We start from the raw sequence: 18,293 nt of genomic DNA on the forward strand, positions 1-18,293 counted from the left end.
TTCACAATCAATTCTGACTAAATATAACTCTGAAACCAGTGTTTTAATTTCTGCCATGCCTTCGTTGCACTGAAGGATGGCCCGATTTCTTTTTTAGGAGCCAGAACTGATGTTTCTCGTTTAGTTTGCGTCTTAGACATCATCCGCTTCGAGATCTCGGTTACTTCAGCCTCTTTACTACCATAAGCCAATAATCCAACACTTGTTGAATATATAGGGTTATCGACAATGTCAGACATTCCTTTAGTACAATCTGGTAAAGATAATCGAACTGGCATCTGAAAAACCTTCTCAGCCAACTCCGCCGCACCTTCCATAAGCGACGTACCACCAGTAATTACAATACCTGCAGGGATACGCTCCGCATAACCACTGCGTCTTAATTCATCCAGAATTAAATTATAAATTTCTTCATATCGTGCCTCAACAACCTCGGTTAAAGCATGACGAGTGATTGATCTTGGCTGACGATCACCAACACTTGGCACCTGAAGAACTTGATCTGCTGATGCCATAGAAGACATAGCACACGCATATTTCACTTTAATTTCTTCCGCATGCTGAGTTGGCGTGCGTAAAGCCATCGAAATATCATTTGTAACCTGATCGCCAGCAACTGGAACGACTGCAGTATGATGCAATGCACCATCAATCCAAACAGCAATATCAGATGTTCCCGCACCGATATCGATCAAGCAAACACCTAAATCTTTTTCATCTTCGCTGAGCGATGACTCACTAGAAGCAAGCTGAGATAAGATGACACCATCTACACCTAAACCACATCGTTTAATACACTTCTCAACGTTCATCACAGCGTTAACTGCACCAGAGATCAAATGCACGTTCGCTTCAAGCCTAACACCAGACATTCCAAGAGGGTCTTTAATTCCTTCTTGAGAATCAATGTGATACTCCTGAGGCAAAATATGAAGCACTCGTTGATCGGAAGAAATTGGCACAGCTTGAGCTGCATCAATAACTCGATCTATATCTTCTTTTTGCACTTCACCGTTTTTGACAGCAACAATACCATGAGAATTCAAACTACGAATATGGCTACCAGCAACACTGACATAAACAGAATGTATATTACACCCCGCCATCAACTCAGCCTCTTCAACAGCACGCTGAATCGATTGAACCGTTGACTCGATGTTAATTACCACACCACGCTTCATGCCTTTTGAACTATGAGAGCCAATACCGACAATTTCCAAACTACCATCAGCCAGAACTTCGCCAACCAAACAGATAACTTTCGATGTGCCTACATCCAAACCGACTATCATTTCACCTTCCCGGCATTACGTGCTGTTTTGAAAAGACCTGCGCTTCTGTATAAAAAAGCAACAAACAGGCCAATATCATTTATTTTTTTTCCAACCTACCGCTACCCCATGAGGATAGCGAGCGTCGACTGAGGTTATCTGGTCTATTCTACCCGATAAATCACTTTTATACACCGCTATAAAGCGCTGCAATCTTTCTAAAATATCCTCTCTACCTAGCTTCACCGCTACACCATTCGTAAAAATGATGCTCCACGCCCCCCTTGGCTCCAGGGTGAGAGTAGAAATACGTAAAGACGTTGAAGCTAACACCTGACTAACCAAGCCAAACTGCTCTAACACAACATCACTTGAATCTTCAGGACCGTACAGTTTAGTAAGCGGCAAATCAGGCACCTTAAGCGGCGTAATAACTACCGCAGAGGTGGATATCAATTGCCCATCCCCCCAGTATGCAAGAGGCGTATGTTCATGAACAAGCACCTGCAACGTATTTGGCCAAACTTTACGAATCTCTGCACTTGCCACCCATTCCGATGACAAAACAGTGGCTAAAGCATCAGATAAAGAGACGCTAAGAAGGCTTTGACCAAGCAAAGAAGAATAGTCAGACTGCAACTCTTCCTCTGTGGCATATTTCAGATCACCTTTGATCTCGATCTTTTGAATAGCAAACCAAGTTTCTGGTGAATCATTTCCCTGAAAAGTGGCCAACAATATCAACAAAACCGCCCCAATAAGTGCCGCTATTCTCATAAATCAATTACGCCCTACTTTATCCCAAGCATCTTGCGCAATTTTTTCTACGAGCGAAGCATAGTCAATCCCTACATACTTGGCCGCCATAGGCACTAAACTATGAGATGTCATACCTGGCGCGGTATTAACCTCTAACACCCAAAACACACCAGCTTGATCTCGCATGACATCGACACGCCCCCAGCCAGAACAACCTAATGAGCGATAAGCATCCAGAGCCAGCATTTGCAGCTCATTTTCATCATCTTCATTTAAACCACAAGGCAGCAGATATTCAGTATCATCTGCTATATATTTTGCCTCATAGTCATAGAGCTTATGGTCTGGAGCAGGTTTTAAACCTATCGCCGGATACGCTACATCATCAATAATCGTAATAGTAAACTCAGGCCCATCGACAAATTCTTCAACCAAAATATCAGAATCATACTCAAGCGCCTTCACAAGAGCATCATCAAGCTCAGCCCTATTCATCGCCTTATTAATACCAATAGTAGAACCTTCTCTAGAGGGTTTAACTATCACTGGATAAGACATCTGCTCCTCGATTACATCCGCATTCGCATGATCGACAAAAGACAAATAAGCAGGAGTTGGAATCCCAATGCCATTCCAGAAACGTTTAGTTAAGACTTTATCCATAGCCAGACCGCATGCCAAAGGCGAACTACCCGTATAAGGCTTACCAAACATCTCAAGCAAGGCTTGAACTCGACCATCTTCACCTTCACCACCATGCAGAGCAATAAAAGCAAAATCAAATTCAATAGACTGTAATTGAACAATTGGATCTAACGCGGCATCAGGCCCATAAAGATCCACTTCTACAACCTGAAAACCTTTAGATCTAAGCCCTTCTGCGACCAAAGGGCCGCTTTGCATTGAAACTTCACGTTCTGCTGAACGACCACCGTAAATCACTGCAACGACAGATTCTTTTAGTGTTTTAGACATATTAAATTCCGCTCACAGATAAGTTTTTAGAAACCATACCGATATCGCCAGCACCTTGGGTAATTAACAGATCACCTTCACGCAAGACATTACTCAAAATGGAACGTAAGTCCGCCTCACCACCAACATGAATAGGATCCACATTACCGCGCTGACGAATGCTGCCACACAAAGAACGACTATCAGCACCATTAATCGGCGTTTCACCAGCAGCATAAACATCCAGCAATAGTAAAACATCCACCTGAGACAAGACCCTAACAAAGTCCTCATACAGATCACGAGTACGAGTATAACGATGTGGCTGATAAACCATTACTAAGCGCTTCTCAGGCCAGCCGGCACGTATCGCCTTAATAGTTGCCAACACTTCACTTGGATGATGTCCGTAATCATCCACAAACATCACACTTGAGCCATTAGGAAGCTCTAGTGGTTTTTGCTCTTGGAAGCGACGCCCCACACCTTCAAAGCCCATTAGACCTGCCTGAATGGCTGTTGCTTCAACCCCCAAATCAGTGGCAACAGCAATCGTAGCAAGCGCATTAAGTACGTTATGACGCCCAGGCATTGGCAAACGAATCTTCAGCGGCTCACCTTCAGGGCGGTGCGCTAAAAACTCACAATAACGACCAGTTTGCACAATATCCGTCGCATAAAAATCGGCCTCTTGATCAATACCATAGGTTAAAACCGGACGACTCAAAGATGGCAAGATTTCACGAACATTTTCATCATCGACACACAACACAGCTAAACCATAAAAAGGCAGGTTATGCACAAACTCAATAAAAGTATGCTTAACCTTTTCAAAGTCGCCATCATAAGTATCCATATGATCTTCATCGATATTGGTTACTATTACAGTTTGAGGCTGCAAATGCAGGAACGAAGCGTCACTTTCATCTGCCTCTGCAACAAGATAAGCACTGCTACCCAATTGCGCATTCGCACCAGCACTGGTTAAGCGTCCACCAATCACGAATGTTGGCGCTTCACCAGTAGCCGCCAATATAGATGCCATCAAACTGGTCGTTGTGGTTTTACCATGAGTGCCCGCGACAGCAATACCGTGACGATAGCGCATTAGCTCAGCCAACATTTCCGCTCTTCGGACAATCGGAATTCTATGCTCTTTACCCCAGATAATTTCTGGGTTTTTTTCATTTATCGCGGTAGATACCACGATAACATGAGCGTCATATACGTTTTCTTCTAAATGTCCAAAATAGATCTTGATACCTAACTCTTCCAAACGCTCTGTAGTAGATGACGCTTTAAGATCTGATCCCGACACCTGATAACCTTGATTATGCAGCACCTCGGCGATACCGCACATACCAACACCACCAATACCAATGAAATGGATATTTTGAATACGGCGCATCGTAGGAATATCGTACTGAGCTTTATTATCAATCATGATTTTATTAACCTTAAACAATGTGCAACAACGTCTCGTGTCGCATTTGGATGAGCAACCAATTTGGCCTGCTCTCCCATTTTCAATAATTTCTCTTCACCTTCGACAAACTCAGAAAGCAAAGAGATGATTTTTTCACAGCTTAACTGTGGCTGAGGCAACAAATACGCCGCCCCGACTTTTTCTAGATAACGCGCATTAGCCGTCTGATGGTCATCTATAGCGTGTGGGTAAGGCACTAAAATCGATGGCAAACCCGCAACAGCCAATTCACTCACTGTCATAGCACCCGCTCGACACAAAACAATATCAGCCCAGTAATATGCCTGATCCATATTATCCAAGTAGGCTTCCACCCGAGCGTCCACTTTCGCCTCTTTATAAAGTTCTGATACCGCTTCAAAATTGCGAATGCCAGTTTGATGCCAAACATCCAAACGCTGAGAAAAAGGCCATTCAGCCAGAACTTTAGGCATAACATCATTAATTGCTTGTGCCCCCAAACTCCCACCAACAACAAGCAATCGCAATGGCCTTGCCGTGCCACTTCTCGGCACCCGAACACGCTGCTCTAAAATGTCATTTCGAATAGGGTTGCCTACACTAACAGCATTAGACAAAGCCCCATCAAAAGCCTGCAACCTTACACTCGACAGTTTAGACAGTAATTTGTTGGTCGTTCCCGCAACGGCATTTTGCTCATGTATTGCCAAAGGAATACCCAAAAGTCGAGCCGCAACGCCACCAGGACCAGCAACAAATCCCCCCATACCTAAAACAACATCAGGTTTGATTTTCTGCAAAACAGCCACAGCCTGACCAATCGCATGCAAAATCCTAAAAGGAGCCGCCAAAAGTCCAAGCGCCCCCTTTCCCCTTACCCCTTTGATCGACAAAGAATGCAATTCAATATCATGCTTAGGCACAAGAGACTCTTCCATCCCGCCTTTAGAGCCAAGCCACTGAACATCTAAACCTTTATCTTTAAAACTCTGAGCACAAGCCAATGCAGGATAAATATGACCACCGGTCCCGCCAGCCATTATTACGACTCTTTTAACATCGCTCATTTCGCACTCTCTTTTGCTTTCGGTGACTCGCCAGAATCCTGACCATTCTCAGCACGACGATTTTCAATATCCACGCGTGCAACAACAAACAAACTACCCAAGGTAATTATCAGACTACTACCACCATAGCTAATCAATGGCAGAGTGAGCCCCTTAGTTGGCAAAAAGCCCGTATTTACACCAATATTAATAATCACTTGAGCCAAGATAAGAATAGAAAAACCAAAGCACATATAAGCGGCAAACGGACGAGATAAGGTCATAGCCTGACGACCAATTTTAAAGGCGCGAGCAACCATTAAAGCAAACAAAAAAATCAGCAACAAACCGCCAAACATGCCAGTCTCTTCGACCCAAATAGAAAACACAAAATCTGTATGAGCTTCAGGTAAATAAGACAACTTCTGAACACTGTTCCCCAACCCCAAGCCAAACCATTCGCCACGACCGTATGCAATTAAGGCCTGACTAAGCTGATAGCCTTCATTAAAAGGGTCCGCCCAAGGATCTATAAAATTCATTAAGCGCTTTAAGCGGTAGCTTTCAGAAATGGCAACAACACCCAACATTGAAACAGCACCAATCATCAACAGCAAAAACTGATAAAGAGGAGCACCACCCAAAAAAAGCAGCACCATCACCGTACCCAGCAATACTACAGATGCACCGAAGTCAGGTTCGAAAAGCAAAAACAGAAGAAAAATACTACATAGACAAAGTGGCAAAACGAAGCCGACCCAACCCTCTCTAACGCGGTCAGCCCTTCGTACCAAATAACCCGAGACGTAAACCACCATACAAACTTTTGCAACTTCTGAAGCCTGAAGGTTAAACACCATCAGATTAATCCAGCGACGACTACCGTTTACACTTTTACCAATACCAGGCAGGAGAACAAGAATCAGCAAGATGAGAGATAACCCCATCATCAAAATGCCCCATTGCTGCAACTGATGAGTTGGTAATGACAATAACAACCAACCAAAGGCCAAACCAATCAATAGGTATAAGCCCTGCCTTCCCATAAAAAAATAAGGATGCCCATGAATCGTTTCGGAAATTGAGATTGACGCACTCGACACCATCACCATTCCGAGCGCTAAAATCGAGACAACTGCAGCAACAAAAATAGCATCAACCTGCGCAAACTCACGAAGAGACACTCGGTCAAATACTTTCAACCATGTCATAGCTCAGCAACCAAACGAGCAAAATGTGCACCGCGCATTTCGTAATTTTTATACATATCCAAGCTGGCACAAGCAGGCGAAAATAAAACAATCTCACCCTCTTTACTATCCCGACCAATGCTAGCCACAATTTGATCTAGAGTATCAAAGTGCTTTACTTCGGTATCCGATAACAAAACCTCAGCAATACGATCAGCATCCTTACCAAACAAATAAACAGTCCGCACAAAATCCTTAACAGGCTTAGCAAGAGCACGAAAATCTGCCCCTTTTCCTTCCCCGCCAGCAATAAGCAAAATATTTTTCGCAGAAGCCGATCCAAGCCCCTCAAGTGCAGCTAACGTCGCGCCAACATTGGTGCCTTTTGAATCATTAATATAGGTCACCCCTTGAAGCGCTCGAACTGTTTCACAGCGATGAGGCAAACCGCCAAACTCTGCCAATACTTTTCTAACCGCCTCAGACATGACATCCACACCAAGCAATTCCAACATCGCCAAAGCGGCCAAAACATTAGCGTGATTATGAGAACCCTTCAAAGCAATTTGAGAAGTGTGATAAAGCCTTTCAACACCTTTACACAACCAAGAACCATCGCCATCCTTAAGCATGCCATATTCTTTCAAATCTGGGCTTTTTGTCGTAAAGGCACGAACAGGCACCCCTTCTGCTAACAGTGGTGCGGTTAAGATATCTTGCTTATTACAGACAGCCGCTTTACAGCCTCGATAGACTTTTTGTTTGACTCGCTGATATTCATAAAGATCCTTATAACGATCCATATGATCTTCAGAGACATTGAGAAGACAAGCCAAGTCGGCCTGTAGCGCATGCGTTGTTTCAAGCTGAAAGCTAGACAACTCAAGCACATAGAAGTCAGTATTTGGAGCAAGAAGATCTAAGGCAGGTAAACCTAAATTACCGCCTGCCTTTGCATTTTTTCCGCTTGCCTGAAGCAACAAAGCCACTAATGTCGTAACCGTGCTTTTAGCATTAGACCCTGTAATAGCAACAAAAGGCGCATCTACATAGTCACAGAACAAATCGATATCACCACGCATTGCAACGCCGCGCTCAGCTAATCGAGCCAAGACTGGTGTACGCAATGCAATACCAGGACTTACAAATAGCTCAGTTACACCTAGAGTTTCAAGCGCATCTAAGCTACCGGTAAAAATTCGCTCCTCGGGGCAAAACTCTTTCGCCTGCTCTAAACCAGGTGGATTTTCACGAGAATCCACCACATAAAACTCAATTCCCTTGCTAGCTAAGAAGCGTACGCAAGACAAGCCTGTCGCACCCAAGCCGACAACGGCTCTTACCCGATCTGACCCGATCAACGACATGCAAAACTCCTAACGTACTTTTAAGGTGGCAAAGCCTACTAAAACAAGACAAACAGTGATAATCCAAAAACGCACAATCACTTTAGGTTCAGCCCAACCTTTTAATTCGAAATGGTGGTGAATCGGTGCCATTCTAAAGATCCTTCGCTTGGTCAACTTATAGGAAGCCACCTGCAAAATCACCGACACCGTTTCCATGACGAAAACACCGCCCATGATAAACAAAACTAATTCTTGGCGAACAATAACCGCAATGGTTCCCAATGCCGCACCCAGAGCCAAAGACCCTACGTCACCCATAAAAATCTGCGCAGGGTAAGTGTTAAACCATAGAAAGCCCAAACCCGCCCCAGCAAGAGCAGCACAAAACACCAGCAACTCCCCTGAGCCATGCACATAAGGAATAAGCAGATAATCTGCAAAGCGGATATTACCTGTTAGATACGCAAATACACCGAGAGCACCACCCACCAACACAGTCGGCAAAATAGCTAAACCATCTAACCCATCCGTTAAGTTCACCGCATTACTGGTACCTACAATAACGAAATAGGTCAGCACAATAAAAAACGCCCCAAGAGGAATAGCGACATTTTTAAATAAAGGCACAAGCAAAGCCGTTTCAGCTGGTGTACTTGCGGTGTAGTACAAATAAAATGCAGCCGCTAAACCAAATACACTCTGCCAAAAATATTTCCATCGACCTGGAAGACCACGTGGATTTTTCTCAACCACTTTTCTGTAATCATCAACCCAACCAACAACCCCAAATGCCAACATAACCAATAAAACAACCCAAACATACTGGTTACGTAAATCCCCCCACAAAAGCGTACTAACAGATATCGAAAATATAATAAGAGCGCCACCCATAGTTGGCGTCCCCGCTTTAGCTAAATGAGTTTGAGGGCCATCACTACGAACCGCCTGACCAATCTGCAAACGCTGCAATAAAACAATAACTTTATTGCCAATCAATAGAGAAATAGCCAATGCAGTAAGAACACCTAAAATGGCACGCAGAGACAAGTAGTTAAACACCGTAAAAAATGTATGGTATTTACTTAAATAAGCAGTTAGCAGAAGTAACATTGGTAAGGAATATCCTAATTAATTAATGCTTCAATGACATTTTCCATTTTAGCGGAGCGAGAGCCTTTAACTAAAATAGCGTGTTTTTTATCTAGCGGACGAACAACTGTGGCCGCTTCATTATGGGTATTACAAAATATAGCGTTGCCACCTTTACTTCTAAAAGCAGCGCCTGCAATACCCGCTACGGGACCAACACAAATCAAACACGAAATCCCTTTGTCTCTAGCATATATCCCTAAACCGTGATGAATCGCATCTCGCTGAGCACCAAGCTCAGCCAAAGCCCCCAAGATCAACCAAGTTTCCTCTACTGGCTGCATAGCAAGAACATCAATAGCAGCCTCAACAGACGATGGGCTAGCATTGTAACAATCATTGATTAATACAGCGCCATTTTTCGCTTTAAGTCGCTCTAATCGCCCCGAAACCAGCACTGGGGCGGCTAATTTACCAGTCGCCTGCTTAAAATCAATCCCCATGATCAACATAGCCAAAACTACGGCCATGCCATTTGCAATTTGATGCCTTCCAGCGCCAGCAACAACGACCGGTAACGCCATTCCATCATAATGAAACATCGCCAAACTTGATTCTGCCCCCAATTCAATATCAGAAGTATAAAGATCAGCAGACTCAGTAAATCCAAAAGAATACACTTGGCGATTACCCGCCAAACCACACCAATAATCAAAGTATTCATCATCAGCATTTAAGACGACACTGGCATTATCCGCAGAACCTGAAATCAACGCGCCTTTTTCTTTAGCAATACTTTCGAGGCCGCCCAACCCTTCAAAATGACTTCCGCTGGCATTTGTTAATATCACCACATCAGGAAACGCAATTTTTGCCAGTAATGGTATTTCACCAGTAAAACTGGTTCCGGCCTCAATTACCGCAACATCGTGATTATCATCCAATTCAAAAAGCGTTTTCGGCACACCAATCTGATTATTCAAATTGGCGCGTGTTTTTAGCACATTTTTCTCAGCAAGAGACTGCGCCAACCAATCTTTTACGGTTGTTTTACCATTACTGCCGGTAATACATACAACAACCCCTTTGAAGGCATCTCGAATCAAACGCGCAATAGCACCGTAAGCCAATGTGGTATCTGCCACTTTAACATAATTAGGCACTCCAACATTTCGATCCGAGACAACACCAACCGCACCATTCTGCACTGCTTGCTCTATATAATCATGCCCATCAAAACGCTCACCCTTCAAGGCAACAAACAAACAACCTGCCGAGATGGTTCTAGTATCGGTAACAACTGCATTTAGATCGCAATCTTCACCGACAAGTTCGCCATCACAAGCCCGAGCAATATCCGAAAGAGTAAGATTAATCAACATAAGCTTCTATCGCCTTCAGCGCCTCTTCTTTATCGTCAAAATGATGCTTTACACCCTGAATATCTTGGTAAGACTCGTGCCCTTTTCCAGCAATAAGGACAACATCGTTGGGACCAGCCGACAATACAGCCTGGCGAATAGCTACTCTTCGATCAGGCTCAAAACTAAACGCGTCATCATCGTTTGTTTGTGCCAATACATCTGAAAAAATTTGCTCTATAGGCTCTGTACGAGGATTATCAGACGTCAACCATACATAATCTGCATTTTGCATAGCTGCCGCCATCATTAAAGGTCGTTTACCTCTATCCCTGTCACCACCACAACCAAATACACAGATCAATCGACCATTGGTATGCTCTTTTAATCCCTGCAAAGCCACTTCCAAAGCATCTGAAGTGTGTGCAAAATCAACCACAACAAGGGGTGCATTTGGCAATTGAACTTTATCCATACGGCCCGGCGCGCCACTCAGAGTAGATAAACCACTTATTAATGTCGCTTTATCATTAACCCCATACCAAAGGCTAGCTAAAGCCGCCAAGGCATTCTGAACATTAAAGCGCCCTAGCAAGGGCAAAAACACAGGAGTTTCACCTTCTGGATGACACAAAACAAACCGACACCCCGCTGACTCAAGCGTTAACTGCTTTACATAAAAATCAGCTCGCGTATCTTGCTCACTGTAATAATGACAACTTGATTCAACCGCACCTTCCGCCATAAAACTGGCATAACTATCATCAAGACAAAATATGGAATGAGACAAACTATTAAAAGAAAACAAACGCCGTTTAGCTAAAGCGTAGGAATTCATATCACCATGATAATCAAGATGATCACGAGAGAGATTCGAGAACACAGCGGTTTGAAAAGGCACACCTTCAATGCGCCCCTGATCCAAAGCATGCGACGACGCTTCAAAAGCAACAAAATCGACGCCTGTTTCAGCCATTTGCATTAAAGTTAGATGCAAAGAAAGAAGATCTGGTGTGGTTTGCTTAGCCTCAGACAAACGATCTAAAGGCCCTACACCAAAAGTTCCAACTAAGCCGCTGGAAAAACCAATATATTTAGCAAGTTGAGCGATATAAAAACAAATAGAAGACTTTCCATTCGTTCCCGTTACCGCAACCATCTGCCGAGGCATTCGCCCAAAAAAACCATGCAAACAAGCTATTAAAAGCTTTGCCGGATCGGCAACAGAAACAAGTTCAATATCATCATGATGCAAATTCAATTCAGCAGGAACCACCGCCACTTCACAACCTAGAGCGACGACATTATCTAAATAATCCCACCCGTTTGAAGCAACTCCAGGTAAAGCAAAAAAAACGCTTTCCACATCGACTTTACGACTATCCGTTTCTAGATGACTATATAAAGCAGAATGCGGATTATCCCCCAAAGGATAACCCGCTAAGCTAAGCAGTTGAGCATGAGTTATTTGCCCCATCTAACCACCCTGCACAACTTGATAAGGCACTTTTTTAGGCTCTAAGCGAACCTCCCTAAGCCCTTCAGGTAGATCAGGATAAATATTCAGAGTCGTTAATGCTCCTTCCATCACACGAGAGAATACTGGCGCTGCAACTTCACCGCCATAATACTCACGTCCTTTCGGATCATTGATCATCACCACCATTGCCAATCTGGGATTTGATGCAGGTGCAACACCTGCAAACAAGGCAATATACTGATCGTATTCATAACCTTTAGAACCGACTTTATGAACAGTACCTGTTTTACCTGCAACACGATAACCTGGGATTTGTGCGGCTTTACCTGAGCCTCGCGTCACTACAGACTCCATCATCTTCACGACATCATGAGCGACTTTTTGCGGTATAACTTGCTTACCATCTGCGGGTGCATCTTGTTTGAAAATAGTAACTGGCACACGGTAACCGCCATTAGCCAAGGTCATATAAGCCTGAGCCAATTGCAATGTTGAAACAGATAAACCATAACCATACGACAAAGTAGCAATCTCTGATGGATGCCATTTAGGATGTGATGGAAGAACACCAGAGGCCTCCCCAGGGAAACCAATTCCAACTGGCGAACCAATGCCCAACTCGTAATCCATATTCCAAACCGCATCTTGAGGAAGCGATAAGGCAATTTTCGATGCCCCTACGTTACTTGACTTAATAAGTAACTTTTCAAAATCAATCACACCGTAATTGGCAGCATCACGAATAGTAAAGCGACCAAAACGCAAATAACCTGGAGAAGTATCAATCGTTGTTTCCGTTGTATATTGACCAGACATTAGCGCTGCCGAAATAGTAAACGGCTTCATAGTGGAACCCGGCTCAAACAAATCAATCACCGCGCGATTACGTAGCTCCTCATACTCTAATTTAGAACGATCATTCGGATTATAGGATGGCTGATTCACCATCGCCAAAATTTCACCCGTTTTAACATCCAAAATCACTGCCGACGCAGATGTAGCTCGATGCTCAGTCACTGCCGCTTTAAGCTCTCGATAAGCCAAATACTGCAACCTAAGGTCGATACTTAACTCAATATTCTCTCCCGGGTGCTCAGCCTCTTCAACGCCAACACCTCGAATGATATTGCCAGAAAGATCTTTCACATAGCTTCGACGACCAGGCTGCCCCTCTAACGCTTGATCATAAGCAAGCTCCATCCCCTCTTGGCCTTTATCATCAATATTAGTAAAACCAACAACATGAGACGCCACTTCACCAGCAGGATAGAAACGCTTGTATTCTTTGGTTTTACTAACACCAACAACTTTAGCCGCCATGATAGCATCCGCTTCATGAGGTGGAATTTGACGACGCAAGTACATAAAAGAGCGAGTTTTATTGGCTTCGAATCGCTCTTGCAACCAAGCACGACCAACCCCCATAACTTCAGCCAGACGTTTAATCTCTTGTTCTGGACCAATATTTAGAGAAGGATCGCGTGGAAGCTTCCACAAGGCTCTTGGATTGGCAATAATAGTCCAAGTCGGCGTACTAACCGCTAAAGGCTCTCCGCGACGATCTAGGATCATGCCACGAGTTGCCGGAATAGCCTCAGTCCGTACAGCCCGAATCTCGCCTTGGTTTTGTAAAAATGCCTTATCAACCACGGTCAAATAGAAAAGTCGACCACCTGCAATAAGAAACAATAACAAAGCGACGCCATAGACAAATCTAAAGCGCCATTTTCCTGGGGTGTGAACACTGTTATCAATACTCATGGTTTCACTATTATCAATTCATCCTGAGAGGGTGCATGCATATTTAAATCTTTAATAGCCGCCTGCTCTAAGCGACTCGGCTGGGTTAGCGCACTTTGTTCAAGAAGCAACTGTCCCCATTTCACTTCATAATCCACTTCGTCTTGCTTCAATGTTTGAAGGTAAGAGAAGTCTTTTCTAAAATCGTAAACCTGTATCACGACAGCAATAGAAACGGCTGCCAAAAACACAACACCGACAGCAAATACTGACGGTGAAAAGCGCGCCTTAATCACCGACACGCTCCAAAACGCGTAGAACAGCACTACGAGAGCGCACATTCTCACTCACTTCGGATTGAGATGGCTTGATCGCTTTACCTATTGTCTTAAACTTGATATCAAGATGTGCATTTCGAATTGGCAAGTGTCTCGGCAATTCCGGCCCTTTTGCTTTCAATTTCATAAAGCGCTTAACAATTCGATCTTCAAGAGAATGGAAGCTAATAACCGCTAATCGACCACCAACTTTTAGAGCCTCAGCAGCCGCATCAAGACCAACTTCTAAATCACCTAATTCATTATTGATATGAATTCGAATACCTTGAAATGCACGAGTAGCTGGGTTCTTACCTTTCTCCCAAGCAGGATTCGCTTCAGCGATAATTTTTGAAAGCTGAAGCGTTGTTAGAATTGGAGTATGAGAGCGATATTCACAGATAGCTTTTGCAATACGACGAGAAAATCTCTCCTCGCCATACTGATACATCACATCAGCCATATCCTTTTCACTAACAGTAGCAACCCACTGCGCTGCGCTTATACCCTTATCTGGATTCATCCGCATATCGAGCGGACCGTCATTCATAAAACTAAAGCCACGTTCAGCGTCATCAATCTGAGGTGAAGACACACCCAAATCCATCATCACACCATCAACTTTATCGACACCAAACACATCAGAAATATGTTCAGCCATATTGGCAAAACTGTCTTGAACAATAGAGAAACGGGAATCTTCTTGTTCTAGTAACTTACCATAGCCAATCGCCACTGGGTCTTTATCGAAACCAAGCAAACGACCTTTATCTAATCGATCCAAAACCAAACGAGTATGCCCACCACGACCAAAAGTCCCATCGACATACAGGCCATTGGTATCGGTTACTAGCATATCGACGGACTCATTAAGCATTACGCTTATGTGTTCTGCCATCGTCTTTGTCATAAAGAAATATCCATCATGGTTTCAGTTTGTAAGTCCTCAAGAGCATCTTGGGACAAATAATCTTCGCGCTGCGCTTCCCACTCTTCTTGGCTCCAGATCTCTAGCTTTTTACCTTGACCAAGAATCGTTAATTTTTTATCCAACCGAGCAAATTCACGCAGCGGCGCAGGCAACAAAATTCGTCCCGCTTTATCCACTTCCAAATCAGTAGCATGGCCAACCAAAAGACGCTGTAAGCGCCGAGCCTGTGGCTGAAACGTTGGCAATTTATCTAATTTTTGCTGAATTATTTCCCACTCAGACAAGGGATAAAGCAGCAGGCATCGAGAAACAGGATCAATGGTCACAACCACCCCATCGTCGTCATATTGGGCAAGATCATCGCGCAAGCGTGCCGGAAGCGACATTCGCCCCTTCACATCTACACTCACCTGATGAATCCCACGAAACATTGCCATATCCCACTTATCGACACTTTATCCCACAATTTAACACTATTTATGAAAAAGAGTAAAAAAAAACCAACCAAATAGGCAAAAATAGATGCAATGATTTTGTAAAGGAGCAAAAAGCAGAGAAATAGAGAGGCTAAAAGAGAAAAGAAAACACAAAACGACACCTTTAGACAAAAGAAAGCCGCTTACAGCAGCAAGCACAAATAAGAGATAAAAGTAGAAGTAGAAGATATCGAAATGAGATAAAACATAAAGCACCATCTATAATGGTGCTTATGAAATAAAAAACAGGTAAAACACTGAGGAAAAAATTGCAAGTTGGCCGATAAGCCGGGTTCTGTCGTGGACAGTCATTCATCTAATACGTACATCACTGCACGTCTTTAGCAACCTACCCGAACTCAGCGCGGGTCACGCCAAAGAGTTCCTATTTGGTCTTGCTTCAAGTGGGGTTTACCTAGCCACGAACTGTTACCAGTCGCGCGGTGCGCTCTTACCGCACCATTTCAACCTTACCGGCAGTAAACTGCTTAGGCGGTGTATTTTCTGCTGCACTTTCCGTAGGCTCACGCCCCCCAGGCGTTACCTGGCACTTTACCCTGCGAAGCCCGGACTTTCCTCCCCCCAATAAATTGAGCGGCGACTGCCTAGCCAACTTGCGAGGCGCATATTACTTATCTATAGAGACAATAACAAGCGCTTTCTCGAAAGCAGAAAATTTTATCGCAGATTCAAAAAAATAAGGCTAAAAATCAAGCAACAGGCAACTCAAAGCACACTTCAAGACCACCCTCATCGCGATTCTTAGCTGTTATCTGCCCCTTATGAGCCCGAATGATACGCTGAGAGATAGTAAGCCCCACACCAAAACCCCCGCTATTTGCCTCCCTTGCTTCTGACGACCGATAAAATGCATGAAAGATTTTCTCTAGTTTATCGTCAGAAACGCCAGGCCCATTATCGCGCACATAGATAAAAGCCGTCCCAGCCTTTTCTTGAGTTTCGAGTTCAATAACACCATTACAACCCGCATAAAAGCAGGCATTACGAAGCACATTCTCAATGGCATGACGCAACTGAAGAGGGTCACCCAATATAGTTTTTGGAACACGACCCACCTTAGATACGGAAATACCCTTCAACTGACTCTCAAAACTGACATCAGCCACGATATCATCAAGCCACTCCTGAAGAGGCATCTCCTCTTTGATAAGAGATGCAGCTTCGAGCCGACTCAAAGTAAGCACCTGACCGATAAGTTCATCCAACTCATGAAGCTCCGTGCGAATACGGTTTAAGTAACCTTTTTGCGCCTCCGTTGCATACTTATCCTCTGCAATAGTGAGCGCCACCTCAATCCTTGCTAGTGGCGTCCTTAATTCATGAGACACATCTCGCATAAGCCGCTCTTTCGATGATAGTAAGGTATCAATCCTAACCGCCATCTCATTAAACTCACGAGCTAGCTTACCAACAGCATCACTCCTTCGGGCCAACTTACTTTCAACCCTAGCAGTCATATCACCTTGACCAAAAGATCTAGCCACTCGCTGCAACTTCAACAGAGGCCCTAGCAACCAGTAAGCCAAGACACCACTAGACACCAGCAAACCCAATAAAGAGAACCCCACCACCGCCTCAGGAGCAAGAGAGCTAATCTCAGGATTTGGTTTAAAAATCAGCAAATACTGAACATTATTCCCACCTATAACCTGAATAAACTGACTGTGCAAAAAATCTGCTGCAGGTCGACTGGTTACACTCGGTGTATTTTGCTCTCTAAAATTACGAGGCAACGGCTTTAAAAGAGGACGGCCATTTTCTTGATAAAGATAAATGGTGCCAGACAAGCGCTTCTCAGCCTTTTTTGTTTCTTCTTGCAAAGAAGTAATACCAAACTTTTCATACCCAGCTACCAACTGAACACCAACATCTCCCAGTAAATCAGCCGATACCTGATTACGTTTCTGGATAAACTGAACCATCCCTAAACCAACACTAACCACAACAATGTTGGACAGTAACACCACCAGAAACACACGTAGAAAAGTATTTTTCATAAAAAACTAAGCACCTTGCTCATTTGACACAAAAATATAGCCTACACCACGAACGGTTTTGATTCGAGGATCACCATTTTCTAAATTGCCAATTTTTTTACGCAGATTACTAATATGCATATCCAAACTACGATCATACATAGTCAGCTTACGACCCAAAGCCTTCTCAGAAAGCTCCTGCTTCGTTAATACCTGACCTGGCGCCATCAACATACATTCTAACAAAGTATATTCAGACGTAGTCAATTCAACCAACTCACCTTCCAAATACACGGTACGATCTTTACGGCGTAGCAATACACCTGAGAGATCTATATCAGCAGTTGGATCATCCTCACGCTCCTGACTAGCTCGACGCAAAATCGCTTTAATTCGAGCCAACAATTCTCGTGGATTAAATGGCTTAGACAAATAATCATCTGCCCCCATTTCCAAACCAAGGATACGATCAATATCATCACCCTTTGCTGTCAACATAATAACAGGCACTGAGCTTTTATTACGGATCTGCTTTAAAGTTTCAAATCCATCTAATTCCGGCATCATAACATCGAGAATAACAATATCAGGCATATCAGCAGCCATAAGCTCTAATGCTTCACGACCATTCCAAGCATGCGCTACTTCATAACCCTCGCCATCAAAGTATTCTTTAATTAAATCCGACAAACGAGCATCATCATCAGCAAGCAATAACTTAACCATAAATATTTCCTCTCATTTTTTCATTATTTAGCAGGCAGTTATATCGCCTTAATTTCAATTGTAAATATTACCCTAGCGCCAGACAAACTCCTCCCCCTCTTTTCACTCTATTTACAAAGAATACTAATATGATGAACTTAGCTACCCATAAAAACAAAAA

16 protein-coding genes and 1 other RNA gene are annotated in these 18,293 nt (G+C 43.7%); all 17 read right to left on the bottom strand.

Features of this window, described 5'->3' with window-relative positions; all coding sequences use genetic code 11:
• Positions 1 to 17: 17 nt before the first annotated feature.
• On the bottom strand, positions 18 to 1,292 hold the full coding sequence (gene ftsA, locus CYL31_RS12560; RefSeq protein WP_212915566.1) for a cell division protein FtsA: 1,275 nt from the start codon (positions 1,290 to 1,292) through the stop codon (positions 18 to 20).
• Positions 1,293 to 1,367: 75 nt separating this feature from the next.
• Positions 1,368 to 2,048, bottom strand: coding sequence for a cell division protein FtsQ/DivIB (locus tag CYL31_RS12565; RefSeq protein ID WP_212915567.1), 681 nt, complete (start codon positions 2,046 to 2,048; stop codon positions 1,368 to 1,370).
• Between the two features lie 3 nt (positions 2,049 to 2,051).
• Complete coding sequence (locus tag CYL31_RS12570) at positions 2,052 to 3,005, bottom strand: D-alanine--D-alanine ligase (protein WP_212915568.1); 954 nt, start codon at positions 3,003 to 3,005, stop codon at positions 2,052 to 2,054.
• A gap of 1 nt (position 3,006) precedes the next feature.
• Positions 3,007 to 4,428 carry a UDP-N-acetylmuramate--L-alanine ligase gene (murC, locus tag CYL31_RS12575; RefSeq protein WP_212915569.1) on the bottom strand — a complete coding sequence of 474 codons (1,422 nt, stop codon included), beginning with the start codon at positions 4,426 to 4,428 and terminating at the stop codon, positions 3,007 to 3,009.
• Positions 4,425 to 5,498: an undecaprenyldiphospho-muramoylpentapeptide beta-N-acetylglucosaminyltransferase gene (murG, locus tag CYL31_RS12580; RefSeq protein WP_212915570.1), complete on the bottom strand. Its 1,074-nt coding sequence runs from the start codon at positions 5,496 to 5,498 to the stop codon at positions 4,425 to 4,427. Before murG ends, murC begins: the two co-directional genes overlap by 4 nt.
• Positions 5,495 to 6,688 (bottom strand): putative lipid II flippase FtsW, encoded by a 1,194-nt coding sequence (gene ftsW, locus CYL31_RS12585; protein ID WP_212915571.1) that lies wholly within the window; start codon positions 6,686 to 6,688, stop codon positions 5,495 to 5,497. Before ftsW ends, murG begins: the two co-directional genes overlap by 4 nt.
• A complete protein-coding gene (murD, locus tag CYL31_RS12590) occupies positions 6,685 to 8,034 on the bottom strand; it encodes a UDP-N-acetylmuramoyl-L-alanine--D-glutamate ligase (RefSeq protein WP_212915572.1) in 1,350 nt (449 codons plus the stop codon). The genes ftsW and murD overlap by 4 nt, the downstream gene beginning before the upstream one ends.
• A gap of 9 nt (positions 8,035 to 8,043) precedes the next feature.
• Positions 8,044 to 9,126, bottom strand: coding sequence for a phospho-N-acetylmuramoyl-pentapeptide-transferase (mraY, locus tag CYL31_RS12595; RefSeq protein ID WP_212915573.1), 1,083 nt, complete (start codon positions 9,124 to 9,126; stop codon positions 8,044 to 8,046).
• Positions 9,127 to 9,140: 14 nt separating this feature from the next.
• Positions 9,141 to 10,487, bottom strand: coding sequence for a UDP-N-acetylmuramoyl-tripeptide--D-alanyl-D-alanine ligase (locus CYL31_RS12600; protein ID WP_212915574.1), 1,347 nt, complete (start codon positions 10,485 to 10,487; stop codon positions 9,141 to 9,143).
• A complete protein-coding gene (locus CYL31_RS12605; RefSeq protein ID WP_212915575.1) occupies positions 10,477 to 11,943 on the bottom strand; it encodes a UDP-N-acetylmuramoyl-L-alanyl-D-glutamate--2,6-diaminopimelate ligase in 1,467 nt (488 codons plus the stop codon). Before CYL31_RS12605 ends, CYL31_RS12600 begins: the two co-directional genes overlap by 11 nt.
• Positions 11,944 to 13,707 (bottom strand): peptidoglycan D,D-transpeptidase FtsI family protein, encoded by a 1,764-nt coding sequence (locus tag CYL31_RS12610; protein ID WP_212915576.1) that lies wholly within the window; start codon positions 13,705 to 13,707, stop codon positions 11,944 to 11,946.
• Positions 13,704 to 13,982: a cell division protein FtsL gene (gene ftsL / locus CYL31_RS12615; protein ID WP_212915577.1), complete on the bottom strand. Its 279-nt coding sequence runs from the start codon at positions 13,980 to 13,982 to the stop codon at positions 13,704 to 13,706. Before ftsL ends, CYL31_RS12610 begins: the two co-directional genes overlap by 4 nt.
• Positions 13,975 to 14,913, bottom strand: coding sequence for a 16S rRNA (cytosine(1402)-N(4))-methyltransferase RsmH (rsmH, locus tag CYL31_RS12620; protein ID WP_212915578.1), 939 nt, complete (start codon positions 14,911 to 14,913; stop codon positions 13,975 to 13,977). Before rsmH ends, ftsL begins: the two co-directional genes overlap by 8 nt.
• Positions 14,910 to 15,365 carry a division/cell wall cluster transcriptional repressor MraZ gene (gene mraZ, locus CYL31_RS12625; protein WP_212918897.1) on the bottom strand — a complete coding sequence of 152 codons (456 nt, stop codon included), beginning with the start codon at positions 15,363 to 15,365 and terminating at the stop codon, positions 14,910 to 14,912. Before mraZ ends, rsmH begins: the two co-directional genes overlap by 4 nt.
• 313 nt (positions 15,366 to 15,678) lie before the next feature.
• Positions 15,679 to 16,027, bottom strand: an RNA gene (gene rnpB / locus CYL31_RS12630) — RNase P RNA component class A.
• Between the two features lie 93 nt (positions 16,028 to 16,120).
• Positions 16,121 to 17,428, bottom strand: coding sequence for a sensor histidine kinase (locus CYL31_RS12635; RefSeq protein ID WP_212915579.1), 1,308 nt, complete (start codon positions 17,426 to 17,428; stop codon positions 16,121 to 16,123).
• A 6-nt stretch (positions 17,429 to 17,434) separates the two neighbouring features.
• The gene (locus tag CYL31_RS12640; protein WP_012070314.1) at positions 17,435 to 18,133 is read right to left on the bottom strand and encodes a response regulator transcription factor; all 699 of its coding nucleotides are present in this window, start codon (positions 18,131 to 18,133) and stop codon (positions 17,435 to 17,437) included.
• Between the last annotated feature and the right edge of the window lie 160 nt (positions 18,134 to 18,293).

The sequence above is a fragment of the Marinomonas sp. A3A genome (genome assembly GCF_018336955.1).
GTDB lineage: Bacteria > Pseudomonadota > Gammaproteobacteria > Pseudomonadales > Marinomonadaceae > Marinomonas > Marinomonas lutimaris.

Coding starts and splice junctions, on each gene's coding strand:
- CYL31_RS12570 (WP_212915568.1), bottom strand. CDS start 3,005: ATGTCTAAAACACTAAAAGAATCTGTCGTTGCAGTGATTTACGGTGGT.
- CYL31_RS12600 (WP_212915574.1), bottom strand. CDS start 10,487: ATGTTGATTAATCTTACTCTTTCGGATATTGCTCGGGCTTGTGATGGC.
- CYL31_RS12635 (WP_212915579.1), bottom strand. CDS start 17,428: ATGAAAAATACTTTTCTACGTGTGTTTCTGGTGGTGTTACTGTCCAAC.
- CYL31_RS12610 (WP_212915576.1), bottom strand. CDS start 13,707: ATGAGTATTGATAACAGTGTTCACACCCCAGGAAAATGGCGCTTTAGA.
- mraZ (WP_212918897.1), bottom strand. CDS start 15,365: ATGTTTCGTGGGATTCATCAGGTGAGTGTAGATGTGAAGGGGCGAATG.
- murD (WP_212915572.1), bottom strand. CDS start 8,034: ATGTCGTTGATCGGGTCAGATCGGGTAAGAGCCGTTGTCGGCTTGGGT.
- murG (WP_212915570.1), bottom strand. CDS start 5,498: ATGAGCGATGTTAAAAGAGTCGTAATAATGGCTGGCGGGACCGGTGGT.
- mraY (WP_212915573.1), bottom strand. CDS start 9,126: ATGTTACTTCTGCTAACTGCTTATTTAAGTAAATACCATACATTTTTT.
- CYL31_RS12640 (WP_012070314.1), bottom strand. CDS start 18,133: ATGGTTAAGTTATTGCTTGCTGATGATGATGCTCGTTTGTCGGATTTA.
- CYL31_RS12565 (WP_212915567.1), bottom strand. CDS start 2,048: ATGAGAATAGCGGCACTTATTGGGGCGGTTTTGTTGATATTGTTGGCC.
- murC (WP_212915569.1), bottom strand. CDS start 4,428: ATGATTGATAATAAAGCTCAGTACGATATTCCTACGATGCGCCGTATT.
- rsmH (WP_212915578.1), bottom strand. CDS start 14,913: ATGACAAAGACGATGGCAGAACACATAAGCGTAATGCTTAATGAGTCC.
- ftsW (WP_212915571.1), bottom strand. CDS start 6,688: ATGACATGGTTGAAAGTATTTGACCGAGTGTCTCTTCGTGAGTTTGCG.
- ftsA (WP_212915566.1), bottom strand. CDS start 1,292: ATGATAGTCGGTTTGGATGTAGGCACATCGAAAGTTATCTGTTTGGTT.
- CYL31_RS12605 (WP_212915575.1), bottom strand. CDS start 11,943: ATGGGGCAAATAACTCATGCTCAACTGCTTAGCTTAGCGGGTTATCCT.